Origin of the sequence: Clostridium sp. AM43-3BH (genome assembly GCF_003479985.1) — a bacterium.
Lineage (GTDB): Bacteria > Bacillota > Clostridia > Lachnospirales > Lachnospiraceae > Otoolea > Otoolea fessa.
Window position 1 is genome coordinate 24,584 of sequence record NZ_QUIH01000008.1, and the last position, 19,327, is coordinate 43,910.

Here is a 19,327-nt window from a genome sequence, read left to right on the forward strand (position 1 = left end):
ATATTGAGGAGGTAGGAGACAATGATTCGATTTATGAGTGATACACGTTATGCTGGGCTGGAAAAGGAAATGCAGCATATACCAGGATTTCGTCCAAGAAGGAGCGGAATGGTTATCAGTCACCTTTCTGGTTGTCTGGAAAATCAGAGAAGCCCGTGTGAACGCCGTGTTACCGATTGTGTCCCGTTTTATGAGCTTCTGGAGGTGTTGGCAGAGGAAGTGGCTGTCAGCACCTTTGTAAGCCGCGTGTGCCGTCTGACAGGGAGAAGAAATCCGTGCTTTTTTCAAAGTGGTCATAGAGAACGGTTTTTGGCTATGGGAGAGAAGTGTAACAGAGCCATTGAAGAAGCAGCGACCTGTTCTGCGGTCTATCTTCTTTCCGCAGATCGATTTTTGTGTAGCAGAGCTTTAGCGGCAATTGACCAGGAGGGGATTCATTTTTCCAAAATTCATATCCACGGTGTTGATTTGGATGGCTACGTTTTGTTTCATATGGCAAGGGATCTGTATCAGGGAAGCAGTCATATTCGTTTATCAGAACTTACAGATCCAGAGTTGGTGAGCGACCGAGTATTTGAATGGATTATGACGGCCTGTGTGATTCGCAGGCATGGAAGCAGAGTTTTACGAGAGGAGGAAAGAAGTATTGACAGGAGTAAAATCGGACAGCATCAGTGAAAAAACAACGGAGCGTTCTGTACTTCGGTTTTTCAGTCCTTTGATAGCTACCATGTATACAAAAGATGACTGGGGAAATTTGGAGGAATACGGAGAGGAGGTATTTCCAGCTGAGTTGTGCAGCTATGAGACGGAGATCCTGAAACGGATTGCAGAGGAAAATCTTGAGGAAGAAGGAGATAGGGGGCTGGCGGTCTATCTGGATGATCCAAAGTTAGAAGAAAAAATTTACAGTATGAAGCCTACCGTGGAAGTCTGGCGGGGGGAACTATGGGGAGTTCTGGAAGTAGAAAGTCATAACCAGCTTTCTGAAAGGGAGATTGAAGCAGTAAAGGAGTACTGGGAAGGTCAGGAAAGTGATGGGTGGGGAGAAGGATTTGAACAGCGGGGAATCAAAATTCCAGAGGGAGAACTGTATGTCAGCTTTTGGAACAGTGGAGATGAATTCTTTCTGACCACAGAAGAAGGTTTGAAAGGAGAAGAGCAGGAACCAGCCGTTCAGAAAGGAGGGATTGTTTTTGGAGCATTATGATGGAGAATTTTATACCCTTCGATTGTTCAGCCCCATAGAAGGAGAGATATATTCTCTGAATAGTACAGAGGAAGGTATTCATCTGACCGCTTATGAGATGGAAAACTATTCGTCTTTTATACGCGACCATATGGAAGGTGTAGGATTGTTGGGAAAAAGAAATCAGAAATTGATGACATACTTTAATAATGCAAAGAGGCTGCATAAGCCGGTTAGCCTATCACTGGATCTGGAAGCTTATGAGGGAAGATTATGGAGTGTACTGCAGGCAGACTCACAGGATAAACTGACACATGAGGAGGTTCAGAGTTTAGCAGAAACATGGGGAATGATTGCTGCTGGAGGCTTTATCAGAGAAATGCAAGAGACAAGGATCCTGGTACCAGATGGAGAACTTATGGTTTTTCTTGGAAATGAGGGACTGGATTACTTTGTATGTCCGGAAGAGGTTTTGAAAGGGACGGCACATACATTAAAACCAGCCCTGGATGTTGCCATTTATTCAGAAGCATATTTCCCAGAGCGGAGTTATCAAGGGGCGAAGCTGAGGCTTCCAGCAGAACCCGCTTTTTTGAAGGATGCAAAGATGAGAGCCTTTATTCATGAAAATGAGCCTTACCGGATTGAACTTCTGGGGAACTGGCCATCTTTTCTTAAGAATATATTGGAAAAGGCAGCGTCTGTTACCTTAGAAGAAGTCAATGTATTAGCTTGTCTGGTTACTCATATGGACTCCAGTCAGATAGAAACTTATGAAGCCGCCATTCAGATGCGTCAGGAAGAAAATATAGATGTTCTAGTTGGGATAAAAGAGTTACTCAATCTTTGTTATAACCTGGAGTGCTTTAAATTCCTCCGAGGCATTATAGATGACAGGAAACTGGGAGAATTCTACCTAGAGGAAGACAGATTAGAGTGGATCCATATGCTTGAAGTGGATATAAGAGAATTATTGGATCCGCAAAGAGTGGGGATGGATCAGCGTAAGGAGGAAATGGGCATATTTACCTCAAAAGGTTATGTATTTGAGAATGCTCTTTCGTATCAAGATATTTATGATGGAATTCACCTTCCCGATATTGACGGAGTGGCCGGAGGGATTTTTTCTCTTCGCCTGGTCGGATCTCAATATCCAGAAGAACAGGGAACCTGGTTGGAACTTCCAACTACAGATTTGGGGTTTCAGTGGGCGCTGAACAGATTAAACGAGAGAACTTTTGATGACTGTATCATTACGGAGAGCATCAGCACAGTGCATGGATTATCCGTTAAGCAGACAGATGACATTGAGACATTGAATGAACTGGCAAGACAGCTTCAGGAATTTCCTGATGATAGAACGCTTTGCAAATTCAAGGCAGCTTTGGAACTAGAGCAATGCGATAGCTTGGAACAGGCTCTTCGGATTGCGGAAAACCTGGATTGTTATTCCTATGATCCACAGATGTATTCCATGGCTTCGTATGCAAGGTATCTGTTTCGGGAATTGGAGTTCAATATTGATGATCCAGCATTTGCTACATTTGATTTTCAAGGATATGGGGAACGTCAGCTTGGGCTGTTGGAAAGTGTGCAGACAACCTACGGAATGATTACCCGTAATGAAGATTTTCCAATACAGACACAGCAGAACACAGAACAGGGAATGAAAATGCAGTAAGGGAAGCGTTGAACGTGCTTGATGATCAAATGGAGGAAACTAATAAGAATGAGGTGTGAAGGAGAATAGAAAATGACATATGAAGAATTTTTGAAATTAACAAAAAAGAATTTAAAACGATTTTTTCCGGAATCTTTTCAGGAAAGAAAAGTGGAAATCATGGAGGTGTTAAAAAATAACAACATCAAATTGCAGGGAGTATACCTTCCAGGCACTAAAAGCTATACATCCGTTCCGCTTTTATATCTGGAATCCTATTATCAGGAACTTGAGGATGGAAAGAAACTGGAGGATGTGTGGCAGAAAATTGCTCAGGATTATCAGAAGTGCCAGGAAGCAGAGATAAGCATAGATGGCATTTCAAGCAGGGAATGGGATTATGAAACGATAAAGAAGAGTCTGACCGTCTATGTCCGCAACGCACAGGAAAATATAGATTTTCTGGCAAGCTGTCCTCATGAAATACGAGAGGATCTGGCACTGGTTTATGGATTTCATGTGTTGGTGGATGGAGAAAAGGCCGGAAGTGCCATTATTAATTATGACAGGCTGAGGTGGTTGGGAGTCAGTGAGGAGCAGTTAAAGCAGGATGCCTGGGAAAACATGAAGCAGAGCAATCCTCCTTGTTTTTTGGATTTACAGGATATGCTGGCAAAAATGTATTCTGATGAACTGGGAGATGTAAAAGCAGGTAGTTTGGAATATTTAGAGGATGTGGATCCCAATGCAATGATGTATGTTCTGACGAATTCAAATTAGGTCAATGGGGCGGTTTATATGTGTGACGAAGAAGTGATGTCTCTTATTGCAGAAAAGCTGGGATCAGATTTGATCGTGATTCCGTCATCGATTCATGAAACGATTATTCTAAAAGAAACAGAGAATGTAAGCGTAACTGAACTGAATGCGATGGTTGAAGCTGTAAATGAGGAAGCCGTGACCCCACAGGAGAAGTTGGGGAATTCAGTTTATCGATTTGATAGGGAAGCCCAAAGACTGGAAAAGGCAGTAGAACAGGCAGAGAAGCTGGACTTTGAACCTGGGATGTCACCGGTATTTTCGTAGGACTCAGTTATATGTTTCATGAGTATTGTGGATGTTAGGAGGGATGCAGAATCAACAGTTTTATTTCATGGGTTGGCGGAAAGAAAGCACTCCGCAGCCTGATTTACACGATGTTTCCTGCAAGTTATGACCGGTACATTGAGGTGTTTGGCGGAGGTGGTTGGGTACTATTTGGAAAACCACCAGATGACCGGTGTATGGAGATTTATAATGATTATAACTCTAACTTGGCAAATCTGTTTTATTGCGTCAAGAACCGCACGGGGGCATTCCTTAAGGAACTCGGATTTCTTCCGTTAAACAGCAGGGATGAATTTACAGTAATCCGTAATTTTATTGAAAAGCAGGAACCGGATACCCGATTTTTAATTGAGGAGCTGGAGCTGGCAGAGAAGCATCTGATGCCGCCGGATTATGAGGAAGTGAAAAAAATCCTGCTGGAAAATGCAGAGGTAACCGATGTAAAACGGGCGGCTGCATTTTTTAAACTAATTCGGTACAGCTATGGAAGTGGCTGCACGTCCTTTGGCTGCCGTCCGTTTGATGTGAGAAACTGCTTTGACACCATTTGGCAGGCATCCCGCAGGCTGGCAGATACCGTAATAGAAAATAAAGACTTTGAGGCACTGATTCGGCAGTATGACCGGGATAGTGCCTTTTTTTATTGCGATCCGCCCTATTATGAGACGGAAGGTCATTATGCAGTGGTATTCCGAAAAGAGGATCACAAACGGCTCCGAGACACTCTGACAGGGAGCAGGGGGAAGTGGATGGTCAGTTACAATGACTGCGATTTCATCCGGGAACTGTATGCAGGATATTTTATTACAGCTGTTACCCGCATCAATAACCTGGCTCAGAGGTATGAGGGCGGTTGTGAGTTTCCAGAGGTCATTATTACCAATTATGATCCTGGTGAGAGGGAGCGGTCAAAACCAAGACAGCTGGATCTATTTGGAATGTGGGGAGATGGAGAAACGGATCATTATGAGATCCGGGAAGAAATCTGTCCGGAAAGAGAGGTGCTATGAGAACAGAAAACAAGAGAAAAACAATGGTGCAAAAAAAGGAAAACGGTGTCCTTTCTGTGCCTAGTGAACTGTTACTGACGGCTGGGATTCCGCTTGATTGTGATTTGATGATAGAAACAGTCCCCGGAGTGATTCTGATTGGTATTGAGGCTCCGGTACAGACGGTTTGCAAACCTTATCTGAAGGTGTTCGATGAACTGGGGATTGAACCCAATGAAGTGGAGGCATTGATGGGAAAGGAGAAAAGGACCAGATGAGTAAACCGATGTATCGTTTAGTGGATGGAAAGGGACGTGTCCTGATTCCAAAATCTATGAGGGAAGCGGCAAAGCTGGAGTATGGGGATATTGTTTGTCTGGGAATGGCGGGTGGAAAAATTACAGTTCGGAAGGTAGAGGTTATCGAGGTGGGAGATCAGTCTCCGGAGGCAGTGGAGGCATATGTCCGTACTGCATTTCAGTTTATGCCGGACAGCCTCCGACTGGATCTAATCGGAGAACTGAGCAGACTGCTGCAGAAAAAGGAGGGGTAAGATCATGCAGGAATTCACAGAAAAGGATTGTATGCAGACAGAAAAGGAGGCATCTATCCAGAACCGGGTGGTGGTTCTTCCCTCAAAGGTATTACCAGAGCATTACACAGGGCAGCTTTTTTTCTGTACGAATATCCAGAAAACAGAAAATCCCAGACACTCCATTGCCCATCTGGTTTCCCTATCTACTGGGGAGGCATGGCACTGCTGGAACAGGGATGTGGTTGGTGTGCTGCGGCCAGAACTGTTGGGGGAAAAGGAACGACTCCAGCTCTCCCAGATCCGTCCATTTGGGGCGCTGGATTTACATGGACATTCCCCTGAATATTCTGGATACAGTTTTCTGCCGGATGGACGCTATGCGTCAGGGGTATGGCTGGTAAATCCAGAGGAAGTATGGAGCTATGTAATGATGCAGAAGGACTACCAGTATCGGATTTTGATCTGCGACAGGGATGATTTTGCCGTACTGGAAATGTTAGAGGGAAGGATGATCTTTCCCGATGTGCAGAGTCTGGAACAGTTTCAACAGGTACAGAAGGACGGGGGGATGGAGATGATTTAGAAATGAGGGAAGGGAAATGAAGCAGATTCAGATTGAAAATGGAGTGATCCGGTATTATGGGAACCGGGTAGGTCGTGTGACGGAAGGATGTGCAGTAGTGGATCCCATGTTTCAGAATGAAGCATTAGAAAGCTTCCTGCGTAAGCAGAGGAATATCCAAAAAATTCAGTGGCAGGACGGGATCTACGACCGGTTGGCAAATAGCCAGCAAGATATGGAATCGGCAAAGGGGCTAAAAGATGTACGCATCTGGCAACTGAGAGGAGATGTGGATGTGCATATGAAGTTCCTTGCACTTTTCCAGATGGAGCAGCAATATGGCTCCCCCAAGCCGGATTTTTATATCAAAGTCTATGAAGGGGCATCTGACACCAATGACCTGGAAGAACTCTATGATAAATTCCGGTATCATCCGCCGTCCGGTTATACAGGTCATGGGCTATCCATTAGTGATGTGCTGGAACTCTATGATGAAACAGGGAGTTCCTTTTTTTATGTGGATCGTTATGACTTTAAGAGAATTGATTTTACAGAGTCGCAACTGGCGGAGGAATTCATACACACCATGCAGTTTTAGCATGCAGTTTTGTCTGTCTGCTTGACTGAAATAGATCCAGAAAGGAACGGTTTATGAGCAGAAAAAAACAAAGGAGGAAGAATCAGTATGCCAGATTTAGACGTTCGGATTACATCTATGTATCCACCAGGAGTACAGGGCGGGATCAGAGCCTATGCATCCGCCACAATCGCCGGATGTTTTGCCGTCCGGGGAATCAAAATCGTCGAGGGAGGTAAGGATGGGCTCTTTATGTCTATGCCCAGCCGGAAAACACAGGATGGATACAAGGATATCTGTTTTCCTGTGACGGAGGAATTCCGCAACGAGCTGAAACAGGCGGTATTGGGAGCTTATGGAGAGGCACTGTCCATGGCACAGGCATCTACCTTACAGACAGCACCCCCTCAAAATCCAGGGCAGAACATGGTCTGATTTAAGGGGTACAGAGAACAAAAACAGAAAATCAATGGAGGAGATCAAATGAAGAATATTAAAAGACAGCTGGTAAATTATCGAAATGCAATGGTTATGCATATGTGGAATGTAAAAAACAAGCTTCAGGATACATCCGGTGAGGGATATGTGGACACAGCCATTAAGATCCTGATCGCAGTTGTGCTGGGAGCACTGCTTCTGGCAGGTCTTTATGCACTGTTTAATGATACCGTACTTCCTACACTGGTACGCAGGGTGCAGGAAATGTTTGACTATAGCGGTTGATATGGAGATCAGGATATCGCTGCTTCAGGCGGTACAGGCAGTGCTTTTTTTCTCGCTGCTTATTGCGGTTTCTGCCTGGGATCTTCGGTACCGGATTATTCCGGACCGATTCCAGGCAGGGATTGCCCTGCTTTCCTTTCTGAACTTTGCCCCCGGACAGCTGCTTGGAGCTTTAGGGGCAGTGCCATACCTCATAGTTGCATTATTTTGCAAGAGGGAAGGTGGAATGGGCGGCGGTGATATCAAGCTGGCAGGAGCAACCGGCTTGGTACTGGGACTTCCGGCAAGCCTGACTGCTTCCTGTTTAGGACTGACAGGATTTGTGATGTATGGTTGTATGGTCTGCCTGTGGAATCGGTTCAAGGGAAAACGAGATAAAGAAGCATTTCCTGTGGGACCGTTTCTGGCAGGAGGAGCGGCAGCTGTTTATTGTATGAGATTAGGAGGATGGATGATATGAAGAAGAAATTATGGATCATGGTTTGTGTTGCAGTGCCGCTTACAATGGTTGCGGCCATCGTATACCACAACAGAAAATAGGAAGACAGCAGTCAGTGGAACACTGGTTAAAAAGGAATCAAAATAAGGAAAAGAGTTGGAGGAGATGAAATGCGATTTTTGAAAAACAGGACTGTACTTGGTGTGCTTTGCATCGTGCTGTCTTTGATCATCTGCTTTGCAGTTACACCATTGTTTAATAAGGCTATGAGTGAAAAGACGGAAATTGTCCGTGTAGTAAAACCAATTTCAGTGGGAGAAGAAATTACTTCTGACATGGTAAAGACCATAGAGGTTGGCAGTTATAACCTGCCGGATGATGTAGTAAAGCATTCGGATACTGTAGTTGGGGCATTTGCATCTGCAGATTTGGCGCCAGGAGATTACATCCTGACATCCAAGATTGCAGAAGAGCCGGCGGCAGAAAATGCCTATCTCTATCATCTGACAGGAGAAAAGCAGGCAATCTCTGTTACGGTTAAGGCATTTGCCAATGGATTGTCCGGAAAGCTAAAGAGCGGCGATATTGTGTCAGTCATAGCTCCAGATTATAGAAAGCAGGGAAAAACAGTAATTCCTGCGGAACTTCAGTATGTGGAGGTCATTGCTGTGACTGCAAACAGTGGATATGACGCAAATACGGGAGAAGAACTGGAAGATGGAGCGGATCGTGAGCTGCCTGGAACCGTTACCTTGCTGGTAACACCAGAGCAGTCAATGGTTTTGGCAGAACTGGAGGCAGATGGAAAACTGCATTTATCTCTGGTGTATCGCGGGGATGAAAAGAGTGCAGGGCAGTTTTTGGAAGCGCAAAACCAGATGTTAACGGAACTGTATCCTCCAGAAGATATGGAAGGAGAAGCGGAAGAAAACGAGGCACTGGATCATTCTGATAAGGAGCCAGAGGAAACCAAAGCAGAGGAGCAGGAGGAAACCAGACAGGGCGAAACAGAGGAAAGCGGGGTGGAGTAAGCCTTGAATTTTCTAAAAAACAGTATTTTCAGCAGGGGAGCCGGGGACAGCTCTCCTGACTGGGAACCGGAAAATGAGAATCAAATGCTGGCAGTCTGGGGAAGTCCTGGATCTGGTAAAACCACGACAGCAGTGAAGCTGGCGGCGCGTCTTGCCATGCAGAAGAAGGATGTAGCTCTCCTTCTGTGTGATATGAATACACCGATGCTTCCCTGTATCTGTCCTCCTGGAGACCTGGAAGAGGAGCATTCTCTGGGGAGTGTTCTGGCAGCAACCCATGTGTCGGAATCGTTGGTACGCCATAACTGTATTACTCATAAAAAAATACGCCATCTAACAATCCTTGGAATGAGGAAGGGGGAAAATGAATACACATACCCACCTTACGAGCGGCCACAGGCAGAGGAATTACTGCAGTGTTTGAGAAAGATCGCTCCCTATATCATCGTTGATTGTGGAAGCTGTATTGCCAATGACATTCTTTCGGCCATTGCCTTGATGGAGGCAGATGCAGTGCTGCGGCTGGTAAACTGTGATCTGAAATCCATCAGTTATCTTTCCAGCCAGCTTCCGCTTCTTAAGGACAGTCAGTGGGATGCAGAAAAGCAGTATAAAGTGGCGAGCAATGTATATCCCAATGAGGCCAGCGAACACATTGAACGGGTGCTCGGCAATGTGGCATTCCAGATCCCTCATTCCGAGGAAGTAAAGGCACAGGTTCTGGAAGGGAACCTTCTGAAAGAACTGGTACTAAAGGACAGTAAAGGGTTTAGAAAAACCATGGAAGCAATCACAAAGGAGGTGTTCGGATGTTAGGGGAAAGACGCAGCAAAGCCGCGTTTTCTGCGGGTTTTCCCGAAGCTGTTCGGGAAGAAACACGACAGGATTCTGGACATCTTCCGGAGGAGATCATGGAAACGGAGGCTTCTTTGGATGGCTTGGATGGAGGGGAGGAGACAGAAGAAAACCTCCAAAATGATAGCCTGTCGGAACAGACTTGTGAAGGACAGATGCATGGAAAGGAGGATATCTGGTCAGAAGAGGAGGACATAGAGGATCCTCTGCGCACTCAAAAAACGGGAGGTCGTTCTCTACGTACCCATGACCTGTTTTTTGCATCGGAGGATGAAGGGCGTGACTTTCAGTCCGTGCTGCAGGAGATACAGGCGTATCTTTCCAAAGAATATAGTAATCTGGTAACCGGAGATGGAAACGAAGAAATAAAAGCACAGATCCGCCGATTTGCCGGGAAGTATATTCAGGATAACCGTATACAAGTACCGGGAAAAACCACGGATGAGCTGATTGATGCGATTTATTCAGAAATGGCAGAGTTCGGTTTTCTCACAAAGTACATCTACGGGGAAGGAATCGAGGAGATCGATGTAAATGCCTGGGATGATGTGGAGGTCCAGTATTCTGGTGGAGTGACAGAAAAATTGAAAGAGCATTTTGAAAGCCCCGAACATGCCATCAATGTCATTCGGCGTATGTTGCATGTGTCTGGAATGGTGCTGGATGATGCGAGTCCAAGCGTTCTGGGACATTTAAGTAAAAATATCCGTATTGCTGTACTGAAGACACCTCTTGTTGATGAGGATGTCGGGGTGGCAGCTTCGATCCGAATTGTGAATCCCCAGAGCATGAAGAAACAGGACTTTATAAAGGGAGGAACGGCAACCAGTCAGATGCTGGATTTTTTATCGGAGTGCATCCGGTATGGAATCTCTGTGTGTGTGGCGGGAGCCACAAGCTCCGGAAAAACCACACTGTTAGGCTGGCTTCTGACCACAATTCCGGACGGTAAGCGTATTTACAGTATTGAGAATGGTTCAAGGGAGCTGGCGTTGGTACGCAGAAAGGATGGGAGGGTAGTCAATTCCGTGATTCATACCTTGACCCGTGACAGCGAGAATGAGAGGCAGAGAGTAGATCAGATTGCACTTCTTGATATGGCGCTACGCTTTAATCCGGATATTATTGTGGTAGGAGAAATGCGTGGACCAGAAGCGAATGCGGCACAGGAGGCAGCCAGAACCGGTGTTGCGGTTGTGACAACCATCCATTCCATGAGCTGTGAGGCAACCTACCGCCGCATGGTTTCCCTGTGTAAACGTGCTGTGGATATGAGCGATGAGACTTTGATGGGATTTGTAACGGAAGCCTATCCGATCATCGCATTTTGCAAACAGCTGGAAAACAAGGAACGCCGTTTAATGGAAATCATGGAGTGTGAGATTCTGGCAGATGGAACCAGACGATACCGTCCGCTGTTTCAATATCAGATTACGGAAAACAGAGTGGAGGATGGAAAGTTTGTAATTGTGGGGCATCATAGACAAATCAACCCAATTTCGGACAGTCTGGCAAGACGGCTGATGGAGAATGGAATGCCGCAGGAAACGCTGGCAGGACTTTTGAATGTAAAAAAGGATAGAGAGGGGGAGAACGGATGACGGCGATTCAGCTATTGGCGTGTGCAGGAATGATCGTGGGTGTATTTTTACTGCTGGAAATGAAGCCAGTGGAGTTTACGGACAGCCTGTTTGGATTTTTATTGAATCCCAAACGAAGTCTGCGGGAAGACATCAGGGAATCATCAGGAAGAAAAAAATCAGGGATTTTGCGCAGGGAACTGAAGGAAGCACAGAACATTCTTCAAATGACGGGCAGGGGGAACCGGTTTTCCTTCATCTGCGCAGTTGCTCTGGCACTGTTTTGCGCTGGGGGATCCATTGCCATTTTGTTAGGGAATTTTTTCCTGGCTCCGGTGATGGCAGTGGGTTTTTTATTTCTGCCATTCTGGTATGTGAAACTGACTGCCAATCATTATAAAAGGGATGTGTCTGCAGAACTGGAAACGGCGCTTTCGGTCATTACCACAGCATATCTGAGGACAGAAGATATTGTGACGGCGGTGGAGGAGAATACAGCATATTTAAATCCTCCAGTGTCCAGAGTATTTCAGGATTTTCTCATCCAGATTAAAATGGTAAATCCGGATGTTCAGGCCGCCCTTCGGATTTTGCGGGGAAGGATTGATAATGAGGTGTTTCGGGAGTGGTGCGATGCGGTCAGTGACTGCCAGCATGACCGGAGCTTAAAGACTACACTGCCGCCCATCGTATCAAAGCTGTCGGATATGCGGAACGTGAACGCAGAACTGGAATACATGATCGCAGAACCAAGAAAAGAGTTTATGATCATGGTTGTGTTTGTAGTAGGCAATATTCCTCTTATGTATCTGCTGAATCAGGATTGGTATGATGTACTGATGCATACGGTACTGGGACAGTGTATTCTGGCTGCTACTGCAGCGGCTATTTTTATATCCGCTGGCTTTGTAGTGAAATTGACCCGTCCCATTGAATACAGGAGGTAGCTATGGAAGGCTTGTTGTTTTTATTCGGGCTGTTTTTAGCTCTGGGACTTTTCTTTTTAACTGCGTCTGTTCTAAAGTTACCTACCATGGGTGCGGCGAAGGCCATGCTGGGTACGGTAAAACAGGAGCGGAAAGCGGCAAAGACATTGGAAACTTATTTTATGATCCTAGCAGTGCGACTGTCTGGTTTCATCCGGATGGATGCATATAAGAGAAGCAGGATGCAGAATGTGTTAAAAGCCAGTGGAATGAATATGACCCCGGAAGTGTATCAGGCGTATGCTCTGGTAAAATCAGGCGCAGTTCTTTTGGGAGCGATTCCCTGCATATTTCTTTTTCCACTTCTAGTTCCTGTCGTGGTTGTGCTGGCCTTACTTCTTTACTTTAAGGAAAATCAGAAAGCGGATGAAACCTTAAAGGCAAAGCGGGAAGAGATAGAGGGGGAGCTTCCGAGAATGGTGGCGACTATGGAACAGGAACTGAAAGCAAGCCGTAATGTGATCGGTATGTTGGAGCGGTTCAAGGGGAATGCGGGACCAGCGCTGACTGGAGAGTTAGATATTCTTCTGGCGGATATGCGTTCCTCCAATTATGAAGCGGCGCTGACACGATTCGAGGCAAGACTGAACTCGCCCATGCTGTCCGATGTGGTACGTGGATTGATTGGTGTCCTTCGAGGGGATGACAGCACAGTGTATTTTCAGATGCTGGCTCATGATTTTAAGCAGATCGAACTGCAGAGATTAAAAGCACAGGCACAGAAAATCCCTCCTAAGATCCGTGTTTTTTCCTTTGTCATGCTGGTATGTTTTCTGCTGACTTACCTGGCGATTATCTGCTATGTGGCATTGGAGAGCCTCGGAGGAATGTTTTAGACAGGAAGGAGGAGAGGATGAGGAGTCATCGTTTATGGAGAGCACTGTCAGAAAGACGGGGCGAAGGATATGTGGATGTGATCGTGTTGGTTTTGTGTGCGGTCATGGTGCTTGCCCTTGCCATGCGTGTGCTTCCGATTTTTATTCAGAAACAGCAGTTGGATACCTTCGCTACAGAACTGGTGCGTGAAGCAGAGGTAAGCGGGCGCGTAGGTACAGAGACAAGCCGCCGTGCCGCTGTGCTGTCAGAAAAAACAGGGCTTTATCCGGACATTTTATGGTCCAGTCATGGAAGAATCCAGTTAAATGAAGAGGTTACCGTTACCCTGACGATGGATACAAATATCGGTCTGTTTGGCGAGTTTGCTTCTTTTCCGGTTACGCTTCGCGCACAGGCAGCTGGAAAATCAGAAGTTTACTGGAAATGAGGTGGAGGGATTGCGGAAACGGATGAAAGAGATACTGAGAGACAGGCGAGCCTCCTCATTTCCCATGACCATCGGGATTGTTCTTTCGTTGATTATTCTGATGTGTGGGATTAGTGAGTATTTCCGGCTTCAAATTATTGCGGCAGGTGTGCGGGAAGCCGTGGAGGATGCTGTCATCTCCACAGTCAATGATAATTATGCAGGTGTGTATCATGGAGTCAGGGAGGGATATTCTGGCAGTTATGTTCCTTTTGGAGAGGGAAGTTGGGAAGAAGATCTGAATGAAGGGGACATTTATGATTATCTGGATGAAACCATAGGGACCCGATTGTCTGGCGGCAGGCATATAAAGTATGCGGATACTGGAACTGCAATGGAGTTTGCCATAGACAGCCTGCAAGTGACGCTTCGGAATGCACCTCTGGCCCCATCAGATCCAGCCCATGCGCAGCGGTTTGAGGCAGATGCTATTGTTAGACTGGAGGTTCCGGTTCGGTTTGGCGGCCGGATTCTTCCATCCATGTGGATCACATTGAAGGTACAGGCTGGATATACAGAGGTGTTCTAGGGAATGACCTGGACTTTGAGAGGATTGTATAGTATGTTGTGCATAACAAAACAGGATAAAGGAGGAGCAGAATTATGAAACTGACAGAGAAGATGAAAAAGAATCTGGCAATTTTGGGTGGCGTGCTCATAGGAATCGGCCTGATCGCTGCCATAGGAATGCAGTTTGGTTCGAAACCGTCAGGTAAAGATGTTCTGCCAGGAACAGGGGAAACGGAAACAGAATTGATTGTAGATCCTGGAGATTTTGAAAAGAAGGAAGAGGAAAGTAAAGTAGTGTCCAGAGAAGAAGAGAGCCTTGTGATTCATCAGGGAATCGGAGAAAATCAGGAAACAGACACTCAGGCGGTGGACAGTCGGGCGCCACAGACTGATCAGACAACGCAGAGTATCCAACCGAAACCAACCAAACCAGAACCGCCAAGCAAGGAGATCCTGACAGATCCAACACAAAAACCGGATGGTACAAAGCAGGATACCCCTCCGGTTCCGGTGGATCATGAAGCGGTAGAAAAACCGTCCGAACCGGTAGCAGATCCGGAACAGCCGCAGGCAGGAGATACTTCCGGGAACCAGATCTATGTTCCAGGATTCGGCTGGGTAGAAAATCATGGAGGAGGAGGCTCTGGAACTGCAGCAGAAGATATGTATGAAAACGGGAATAAGATTGGCATTATGGATTAAGACAGAAAGAGGAAGCACCGCATCAATGTGGTGTTTTTTCTTTTCCCAGAAACCAGGGAAGGAAACAAGGCTTCCCGTGGTTGGAAAGGAGGATACTTGAAACAGAAGAAATATGTGTTTTTTACAGTCTCAATCTTACTGTCTTTGATACTCTCCATCCAGGTTTATGCGGTAGGGGACGGGAACCTGGATGGAGGTGGCGGAAGTATGGGACAGGGGACCATCCAGAATTCCTGGTCACCGGGAAATGAAGGAGTGCGGGTTACCGTAATCCGGGCAGAGAGCCATGATCCGGTAACAAGACCGATTGACTTAACAAATAAGCATCCCAATATTACCTACTCCTTTGGGAAAGTCAGTAAAATGTCATATACCAAAGGAAGTGCCCTGATGATCGACACCAATCCGTATGAGTATGTGAATCCGGCACAGCCCCTACCAAGGATCATCAGCTCGAAAAGCTTGGGGCAAGCTAATATTGAGCAGATAAAAAGCTATTTTACAGATGAACAGGTGGTGCGTAGCATTGCCGGACTAACCGGAATGGACTTTGACACACTGGTGGGAGGGGAGTATAGGCTCTTATTGGAGCCGATCAGTTTCCTTAAATTTCAGGGAACCCTGATTGCGGTTACAGCAACAGAGGCAGCGCTCTATGATGAGATGTTAAGTGGTGGGCTTCGTACTGTCCTTCCAACAGTGGCATTTCAGAACCTGCCGCTTTCCATGTTTTTGGAAACACCAGATCTGGGATATCCGGCCTGGGGCGGTCCGACATCGGGAGTCCGTTCCAACAGTGAAATAAAGAGTTCCTTGGGTCTTGGTATTGTACGGTTCCGGGATGTGCCTCCAGAAGAACCGGAAATCACGACTTATGATTATGAATATCGGACGAATACGGAAGTGATTACGGCAGTAGAGGTAAGCGGCGGGCAGAGTGATCCGGATCATCCGGTATCCGTAACATTTTCCGTAGGGGGAAGAAGCTATGAGGTAGGGGAGGTATATTATCCGTCTGGCGACAGTCAGCTGGCTTGGATCCGCTGGACAACACCGGAGCAGCCTCAGACTATGACGATGACCGTCCGTGTGCGGGGCGGAGGAGGAACAAGTAAAGGAACTCTTCACATCAAGGTTGTGGATCTGGATGAAAATCCACCGCCAGATCCCAATGCGGATGACCGGAATGACGAGTTTACAAGACCTTCGGTTCCTTCCAATGCAGAAGTAACCTCTGCATCCTGGGGTGTGTGGAGACCATGGTGGAGGGAATACTGGGTATGGCACAGCGGGGATGAGGATGATGACGGGTACTGGTGTGACCATGGCTGGTGGGAGTTTGATCTGGACCGATATTCCGCAAGCCTGACTGCAGATATGAGAATTACAACCGATGAAAAGTCCCCTACTGCTACGGGAAGGACGATGAAATCCGGTTATGGATTCCAGGAAAAGGTAACAACTCATGTCAGCACCAATCAGAGTTCTGCAGTGACATCTGCGCAGAATGCGGTGACTTATTTTCCGGAATTTCAGTATGAGAGGTTTTGGAGGCTTTTGGAGCGGATGAATGTCGGCTATGATATGACCCATGAGTTTAAGAAAAATGGTTACAGTACCTATGAGAGGAGAACGCATTTTACACCAATTTGGTATCCGGACGGAAGTTATACGCCATATACTTGGCTGCTGGATTGCTGGACACCGGCTGGAATGCTCTCCATGAATCTGAATGATTCTATTACCATTGATGGGAACTTGTGGAGTGACTGGCATATCGCACCACAGAAACCAGAGTAGGAGGAAGTATGTCATATCAACAGACGGAGAAACCAAAGGGATTTTTGTATCATTACACAACCCGTGACCATTTGGAAGATATTCTGCGGGATGGCAGGATACGAAGGATGGGTGATAAGGAGTGCTGGTTTTGTACATCTTTAGAGGATACACTGGAATTAATGCAAAAGACAGTGATGATGGAAGGGAAGCCTTACTATGGAGTTGGAGGAGTATTAAGGTATTATCCTGTATTTGTTCCGGAATCCTATGTGATTTTGAGATTGCAGCCACGTTTTCAAAATGGGGAATGGGTTCGGTGGAATCAGGAACTTCCACTAGATGCACCTACTTCTTTGCAGGAGGAGGCAAAGCGGTTTAGCAGTTTAAAAGTTGGCTTTCGGGGAGATCTAAAGTTTCAGGAACATCCGGATATTATCGAATTGGCTCCTCTTCTTGAAAGACAGCAAAGAATGGGGCTGAAACTCACACAATCTTAGTAGAAAGGAAAAATAAATGAGAACAAAGAAAATTTCAGCAGTTATGTGCATGGTATTCGTACTGGTAGTTTTGTTCTGCGTTCCGGTATATGCATCGGGCGATGTAGCCGGTGCGATTGAGGGAACTTGGCAGACGGCATCCCAACAGATTAAAACAGTTGTCGATCATGTTGTATTTCCCGCTATAGATCTGATCCTTGCCGTGTTCTTTTTTGGAAAACTGGGAACGGCATACTTTGATTATCGGAAGCACGGACAGTTTGAATGGGCAGCACCTGCAATTCTGTTTGCCTGTCTGGTATTTACCCTAACTGCACCGCTTTATATCTGGCAGATTCTCGGAATTTAGGAGGGATGTCATGGGATGTTGGGGAATTACTGCGTTTGAGTCTGATACTGGGCTGGATGCCATTGGTCTTATACGGAACCATCTTCCGGAACAAGGAGATGTGAAGCTTCAGCAGATGATTGACTGGTTGAGGGCAGATTCTTGGAATGCCCCTCCGGAAGTGTCAGAAGGGGTGTCTCATACAAGCCCAATGGCAGTGGCAGAACTAATTGTAAAATTCCAGGAGAAGGATTTTTCTGCACTGGATGGAATCAGGGGGGATAAAAAGTTTTCCTCCCTGTCTTCTTTTACAGCATCAAAAGAATCCCTTCAGTGGGTAAGGGAATATCTGTCGGAAACTCTTTTTTACAGCCGTAAATGTGCAAAAGAGCAGGAGAAGTCGGGAGTTTTGTGGGGCGGTTGGTTTCAGGAACGGGATTGGAAGCACTGGCAGGCGCATATGGAAAGACTGATTGGAAGGATGGATGAACTGCTTACAAGAGAGGGAGAAACAGTTGCATTATGGACAGGAAGCGTTTGCCAGAAGGTGGAACCAGGAAAAATGGCAGGAAAGAAAGAAGGGGAAGAACGTGAGAACCCACATAGGTCGGAGGAGGAAAGCATGACGTTTTTTGAGAGAGAACTTAAAAAATTATTTGGAACGGGAGCGAACTTTTCAGAACCAAGGTTTGTCGGGAATTGTTGTTATGGAAGGCTGACGGATCAGATCCGTGTCAAAATCAACTTTCAGACAGGCATGGTTGCGGATCATTATGACCGATTGAAAGTGACCCTTTTGAATCGGAATGAAGGAATGATCGACAGCATGGTTGTGAAATTTGGAGATGTGTGGGGGCTGAAAAAAACGACTAATCCCAATTTTCGCGACGGGGTAAATCCCCACATCTGGTCCTATGGAAAGGAGATCGGCTGGTATGTATATCAGCCCGGAAAAGAGGATTATAAAGTACTCAGCGAAGCGATAAAAACCTATCTGCAAGTGTTTCAGGAACCGGAGGAAACTATGCAAATGGGACAGAAGATGTGTTAAGGGGAGGTGGTTAAAACTTGTTTATCTGGGATTTTGTTGCAGACACGGTTCTGGGACAGATCATTGACTGGCTGTATGGTCAGATTGTTGGATTTCTGGGGGATTTTTTCATGCAGATGGGAAGCATGGGGGCTGAACTGTTTGAAATGAGCTGGGTACAGTCTGTTGTGCTTCTTTTTTATTATCTGGCATGGGCACTTTATGTGACGGGAATCGTAGTGGCAGCCTTTGAATGCGGAATTGAATATCAGAATGGCAGGGGAAGCATACGCGATACTGCCCTGAATGTAATCAAAGGATTCCTGGCAGCCAGCCTTTTTACGACTGTTCCAGTGGAACTTTATAAGCTCAGTATTTCACTTCAGGGGAGTTTTACAGCCGGTATTACAGGATTGGGAGAAGATATTGGGACAGTTGCGGCAGGGATTGTGCAGTCTCTTCAGGATGCTGCTACCTGGCAAGAAGCTGCCACATCTGGAGTTTTTGGTGGAATCGGAAGTATCAGCAGCCCGATTTTTATGATTTTTCTCCTGATCCTCATGGGTTATGCGGTAATCAAAGTGTTCTTTGCGAACTTAAAACGGGGCGGGATCCTGCTGATCCAGATTGCAGTAGGGAGCCTTTATTTATTCAGTGTGCCAAGGGGATATATTGATGGATTTGTTGGCTGGTGCAAGCAGGTAATCGGTCTGTGCCTGACCGCATTTTTACAGGCGACGGTCCTGATCGCAGGTCTGATGGTCGTTAAGGATCAGGCACTGCTTGGTCTGGGACTTATGTTATCGGCAGGTGAGATTCCTCGGATTGCGGGGCAGTTTGGGTTGGAAACGGGAACCAAAGCAAATGTGATGGGAGCAGTCTATGCAGCGCAGGGAGCTATGAACCTAACAAGGACGGTTGTGCAAGTGGTTTCTAAGTAGA

General features: G+C 46.2%; 24 protein-coding genes and 1 pseudogene. All 25 read left to right on the plus strand.

The window, feature by feature from the left end:
* The first annotated feature begins 21 nt into the window (after positions 1 to 21).
* Complete coding sequence (locus DW931_RS12700) at positions 22 to 678, plus strand: hypothetical protein (RefSeq protein ID WP_008400413.1); 657 nt, start codon at positions 22 to 24, stop codon at positions 676 to 678.
* A complete protein-coding gene (locus tag DW931_RS12705) occupies positions 647 to 1,210 on the plus strand; it encodes a hypothetical protein (RefSeq protein WP_118482084.1) in 564 nt (187 codons plus the stop codon). Before DW931_RS12700 ends, DW931_RS12705 begins: the two co-directional genes overlap by 32 nt.
* Positions 1,197 to 2,870: an antirestriction protein ArdA gene (locus DW931_RS12710; protein WP_008400411.1), complete on the plus strand. Its 1,674-nt coding sequence runs from the start codon at positions 1,197 to 1,199 to the stop codon at positions 2,868 to 2,870. Before DW931_RS12705 ends, DW931_RS12710 begins: the two co-directional genes overlap by 14 nt.
* A gap of 72 nt (positions 2,871 to 2,942) precedes the next feature.
* Positions 2,943 to 3,935 (plus strand): annotated as a pseudogene (locus DW931_RS16310) (DUF5688 family protein).
* A 50-nt stretch (positions 3,936 to 3,985) separates the two neighbouring features.
* Entirely contained in the window at positions 3,986 to 4,966 is a 981-nt protein-coding gene (locus DW931_RS12725) for a DNA adenine methylase (RefSeq protein ID WP_084770634.1), read from the plus strand.
* Between the two features lie 56 nt (positions 4,967 to 5,022).
* Positions 5,023 to 5,223, plus strand: coding sequence for a hypothetical protein (locus tag DW931_RS12730; protein ID WP_243036951.1), 201 nt, complete (start codon positions 5,023 to 5,025; stop codon positions 5,221 to 5,223).
* Positions 5,220 to 5,498 (plus strand): hypothetical protein, encoded by a 279-nt coding sequence (locus DW931_RS12735; protein ID WP_002593826.1) that lies wholly within the window; start codon positions 5,220 to 5,222, stop codon positions 5,496 to 5,498. The genes DW931_RS12730 and DW931_RS12735 overlap by 4 nt, the downstream gene beginning before the upstream one ends.
* Before the next feature lie 4 nt (positions 5,499 to 5,502).
* Positions 5,503 to 6,063: a hypothetical protein gene (locus tag DW931_RS12740; protein WP_008400406.1), complete on the plus strand. Its 561-nt coding sequence runs from the start codon at positions 5,503 to 5,505 to the stop codon at positions 6,061 to 6,063.
* Positions 6,064 to 6,079: 16 nt separating this feature from the next.
* Positions 6,080 to 6,640: a YodL domain-containing protein gene (locus tag DW931_RS12745; RefSeq protein WP_008400404.1), complete on the plus strand. Its 561-nt coding sequence runs from the start codon at positions 6,080 to 6,082 to the stop codon at positions 6,638 to 6,640.
* Between the two features lie 87 nt (positions 6,641 to 6,727).
* Positions 6,728 to 7,054 (plus strand): SpoVG family protein, encoded by a 327-nt coding sequence (locus DW931_RS12750; RefSeq protein WP_002593823.1) that lies wholly within the window; start codon positions 6,728 to 6,730, stop codon positions 7,052 to 7,054.
* 90 nt (positions 7,055 to 7,144) lie between these two features.
* Positions 7,145 to 7,342 carry a DUF6133 family protein gene (locus DW931_RS12755; protein WP_333491461.1) on the plus strand — a complete coding sequence of 66 codons (198 nt, stop codon included), beginning with the start codon at positions 7,145 to 7,147 and terminating at the stop codon, positions 7,340 to 7,342.
* Position 7,343: 1 nt separating this feature from the next.
* A complete protein-coding gene (locus DW931_RS12760) occupies positions 7,344 to 7,802 on the plus strand; it encodes an A24 family peptidase (RefSeq protein ID WP_008400400.1) in 459 nt (152 codons plus the stop codon).
* A 149-nt stretch (positions 7,803 to 7,951) separates the two neighbouring features.
* Positions 7,952 to 8,812, plus strand: coding sequence for a Flp pilus assembly protein CpaB (cpaB, locus tag DW931_RS12765; protein ID WP_008400399.1), 861 nt, complete (start codon positions 7,952 to 7,954; stop codon positions 8,810 to 8,812).
* A 3-nt stretch (positions 8,813 to 8,815) separates the two neighbouring features.
* Complete coding sequence (locus tag DW931_RS12770; protein WP_008400397.1) at positions 8,816 to 9,628, plus strand: AAA family ATPase; 813 nt, start codon at positions 8,816 to 8,818, stop codon at positions 9,626 to 9,628.
* A gap of 194 nt (positions 9,629 to 9,822) precedes the next feature.
* Positions 9,823 to 11,268, plus strand: a complete 1,446-nt coding sequence (locus tag DW931_RS12775; protein ID WP_337367182.1) for an ATPase, T2SS/T4P/T4SS family — start codon at positions 9,823 to 9,825, stop codon at positions 11,266 to 11,268.
* On the plus strand, positions 11,265 to 12,194 hold the full coding sequence (locus DW931_RS12780) for a hypothetical protein (RefSeq protein WP_008400395.1): 930 nt from the start codon (positions 11,265 to 11,267) through the stop codon (positions 12,192 to 12,194). The genes DW931_RS12775 and DW931_RS12780 overlap by 4 nt, the downstream gene beginning before the upstream one ends.
* 2 nt (positions 12,195 to 12,196) lie before the next feature.
* Positions 12,197 to 13,069: a secretion protein F gene (locus DW931_RS12785; protein ID WP_008400394.1), complete on the plus strand. Its 873-nt coding sequence runs from the start codon at positions 12,197 to 12,199 to the stop codon at positions 13,067 to 13,069.
* Between the two features lie 17 nt (positions 13,070 to 13,086).
* Entirely contained in the window at positions 13,087 to 13,497 is a 411-nt protein-coding gene (locus DW931_RS12790) for a DUF4320 family protein (protein ID WP_118482085.1), read from the plus strand.
* A 22-nt stretch (positions 13,498 to 13,519) separates the two neighbouring features.
* A complete protein-coding gene (locus tag DW931_RS12795; RefSeq protein ID WP_008400392.1) occupies positions 13,520 to 14,065 on the plus strand; it encodes a hypothetical protein in 546 nt (181 codons plus the stop codon).
* Between the two features lie 74 nt (positions 14,066 to 14,139).
* The gene (locus DW931_RS12800) at positions 14,140 to 14,748 is read left to right on the plus strand and encodes a DUF6550 family protein (protein ID WP_008400391.1); all 609 of its coding nucleotides are present in this window, start codon (positions 14,140 to 14,142) and stop codon (positions 14,746 to 14,748) included.
* A gap of 96 nt (positions 14,749 to 14,844) precedes the next feature.
* Entirely contained in the window at positions 14,845 to 16,548 is a 1,704-nt protein-coding gene (locus tag DW931_RS12805) for a hypothetical protein (RefSeq protein WP_044944801.1), read from the plus strand.
* A gap of 8 nt (positions 16,549 to 16,556) precedes the next feature.
* Positions 16,557 to 17,027 carry a hypothetical protein gene (locus DW931_RS12810; protein WP_008400388.1) on the plus strand — a complete coding sequence of 157 codons (471 nt, stop codon included), beginning with the start codon at positions 16,557 to 16,559 and terminating at the stop codon, positions 17,025 to 17,027.
* Positions 17,028 to 17,043: 16 nt separating this feature from the next.
* Positions 17,044 to 17,376, plus strand: coding sequence for a DUF3852 domain-containing protein (locus DW931_RS12815; protein WP_008400387.1), 333 nt, complete (start codon positions 17,044 to 17,046; stop codon positions 17,374 to 17,376).
* Positions 17,377 to 17,386: 10 nt separating this feature from the next.
* Positions 17,387 to 18,406: a DUF4259 domain-containing protein gene (locus DW931_RS16500; RefSeq protein ID WP_008400386.1), complete on the plus strand. Its 1,020-nt coding sequence runs from the start codon at positions 17,387 to 17,389 to the stop codon at positions 18,404 to 18,406.
* A 17-nt stretch (positions 18,407 to 18,423) separates the two neighbouring features.
* The gene (locus tag DW931_RS12825) at positions 18,424 to 19,326 is read left to right on the plus strand and encodes a conjugal transfer protein TrbL family protein (RefSeq protein WP_008400385.1); all 903 of its coding nucleotides are present in this window, start codon (positions 18,424 to 18,426) and stop codon (positions 19,324 to 19,326) included.
* Position 19,327: the final 1 nt, after the last annotated feature.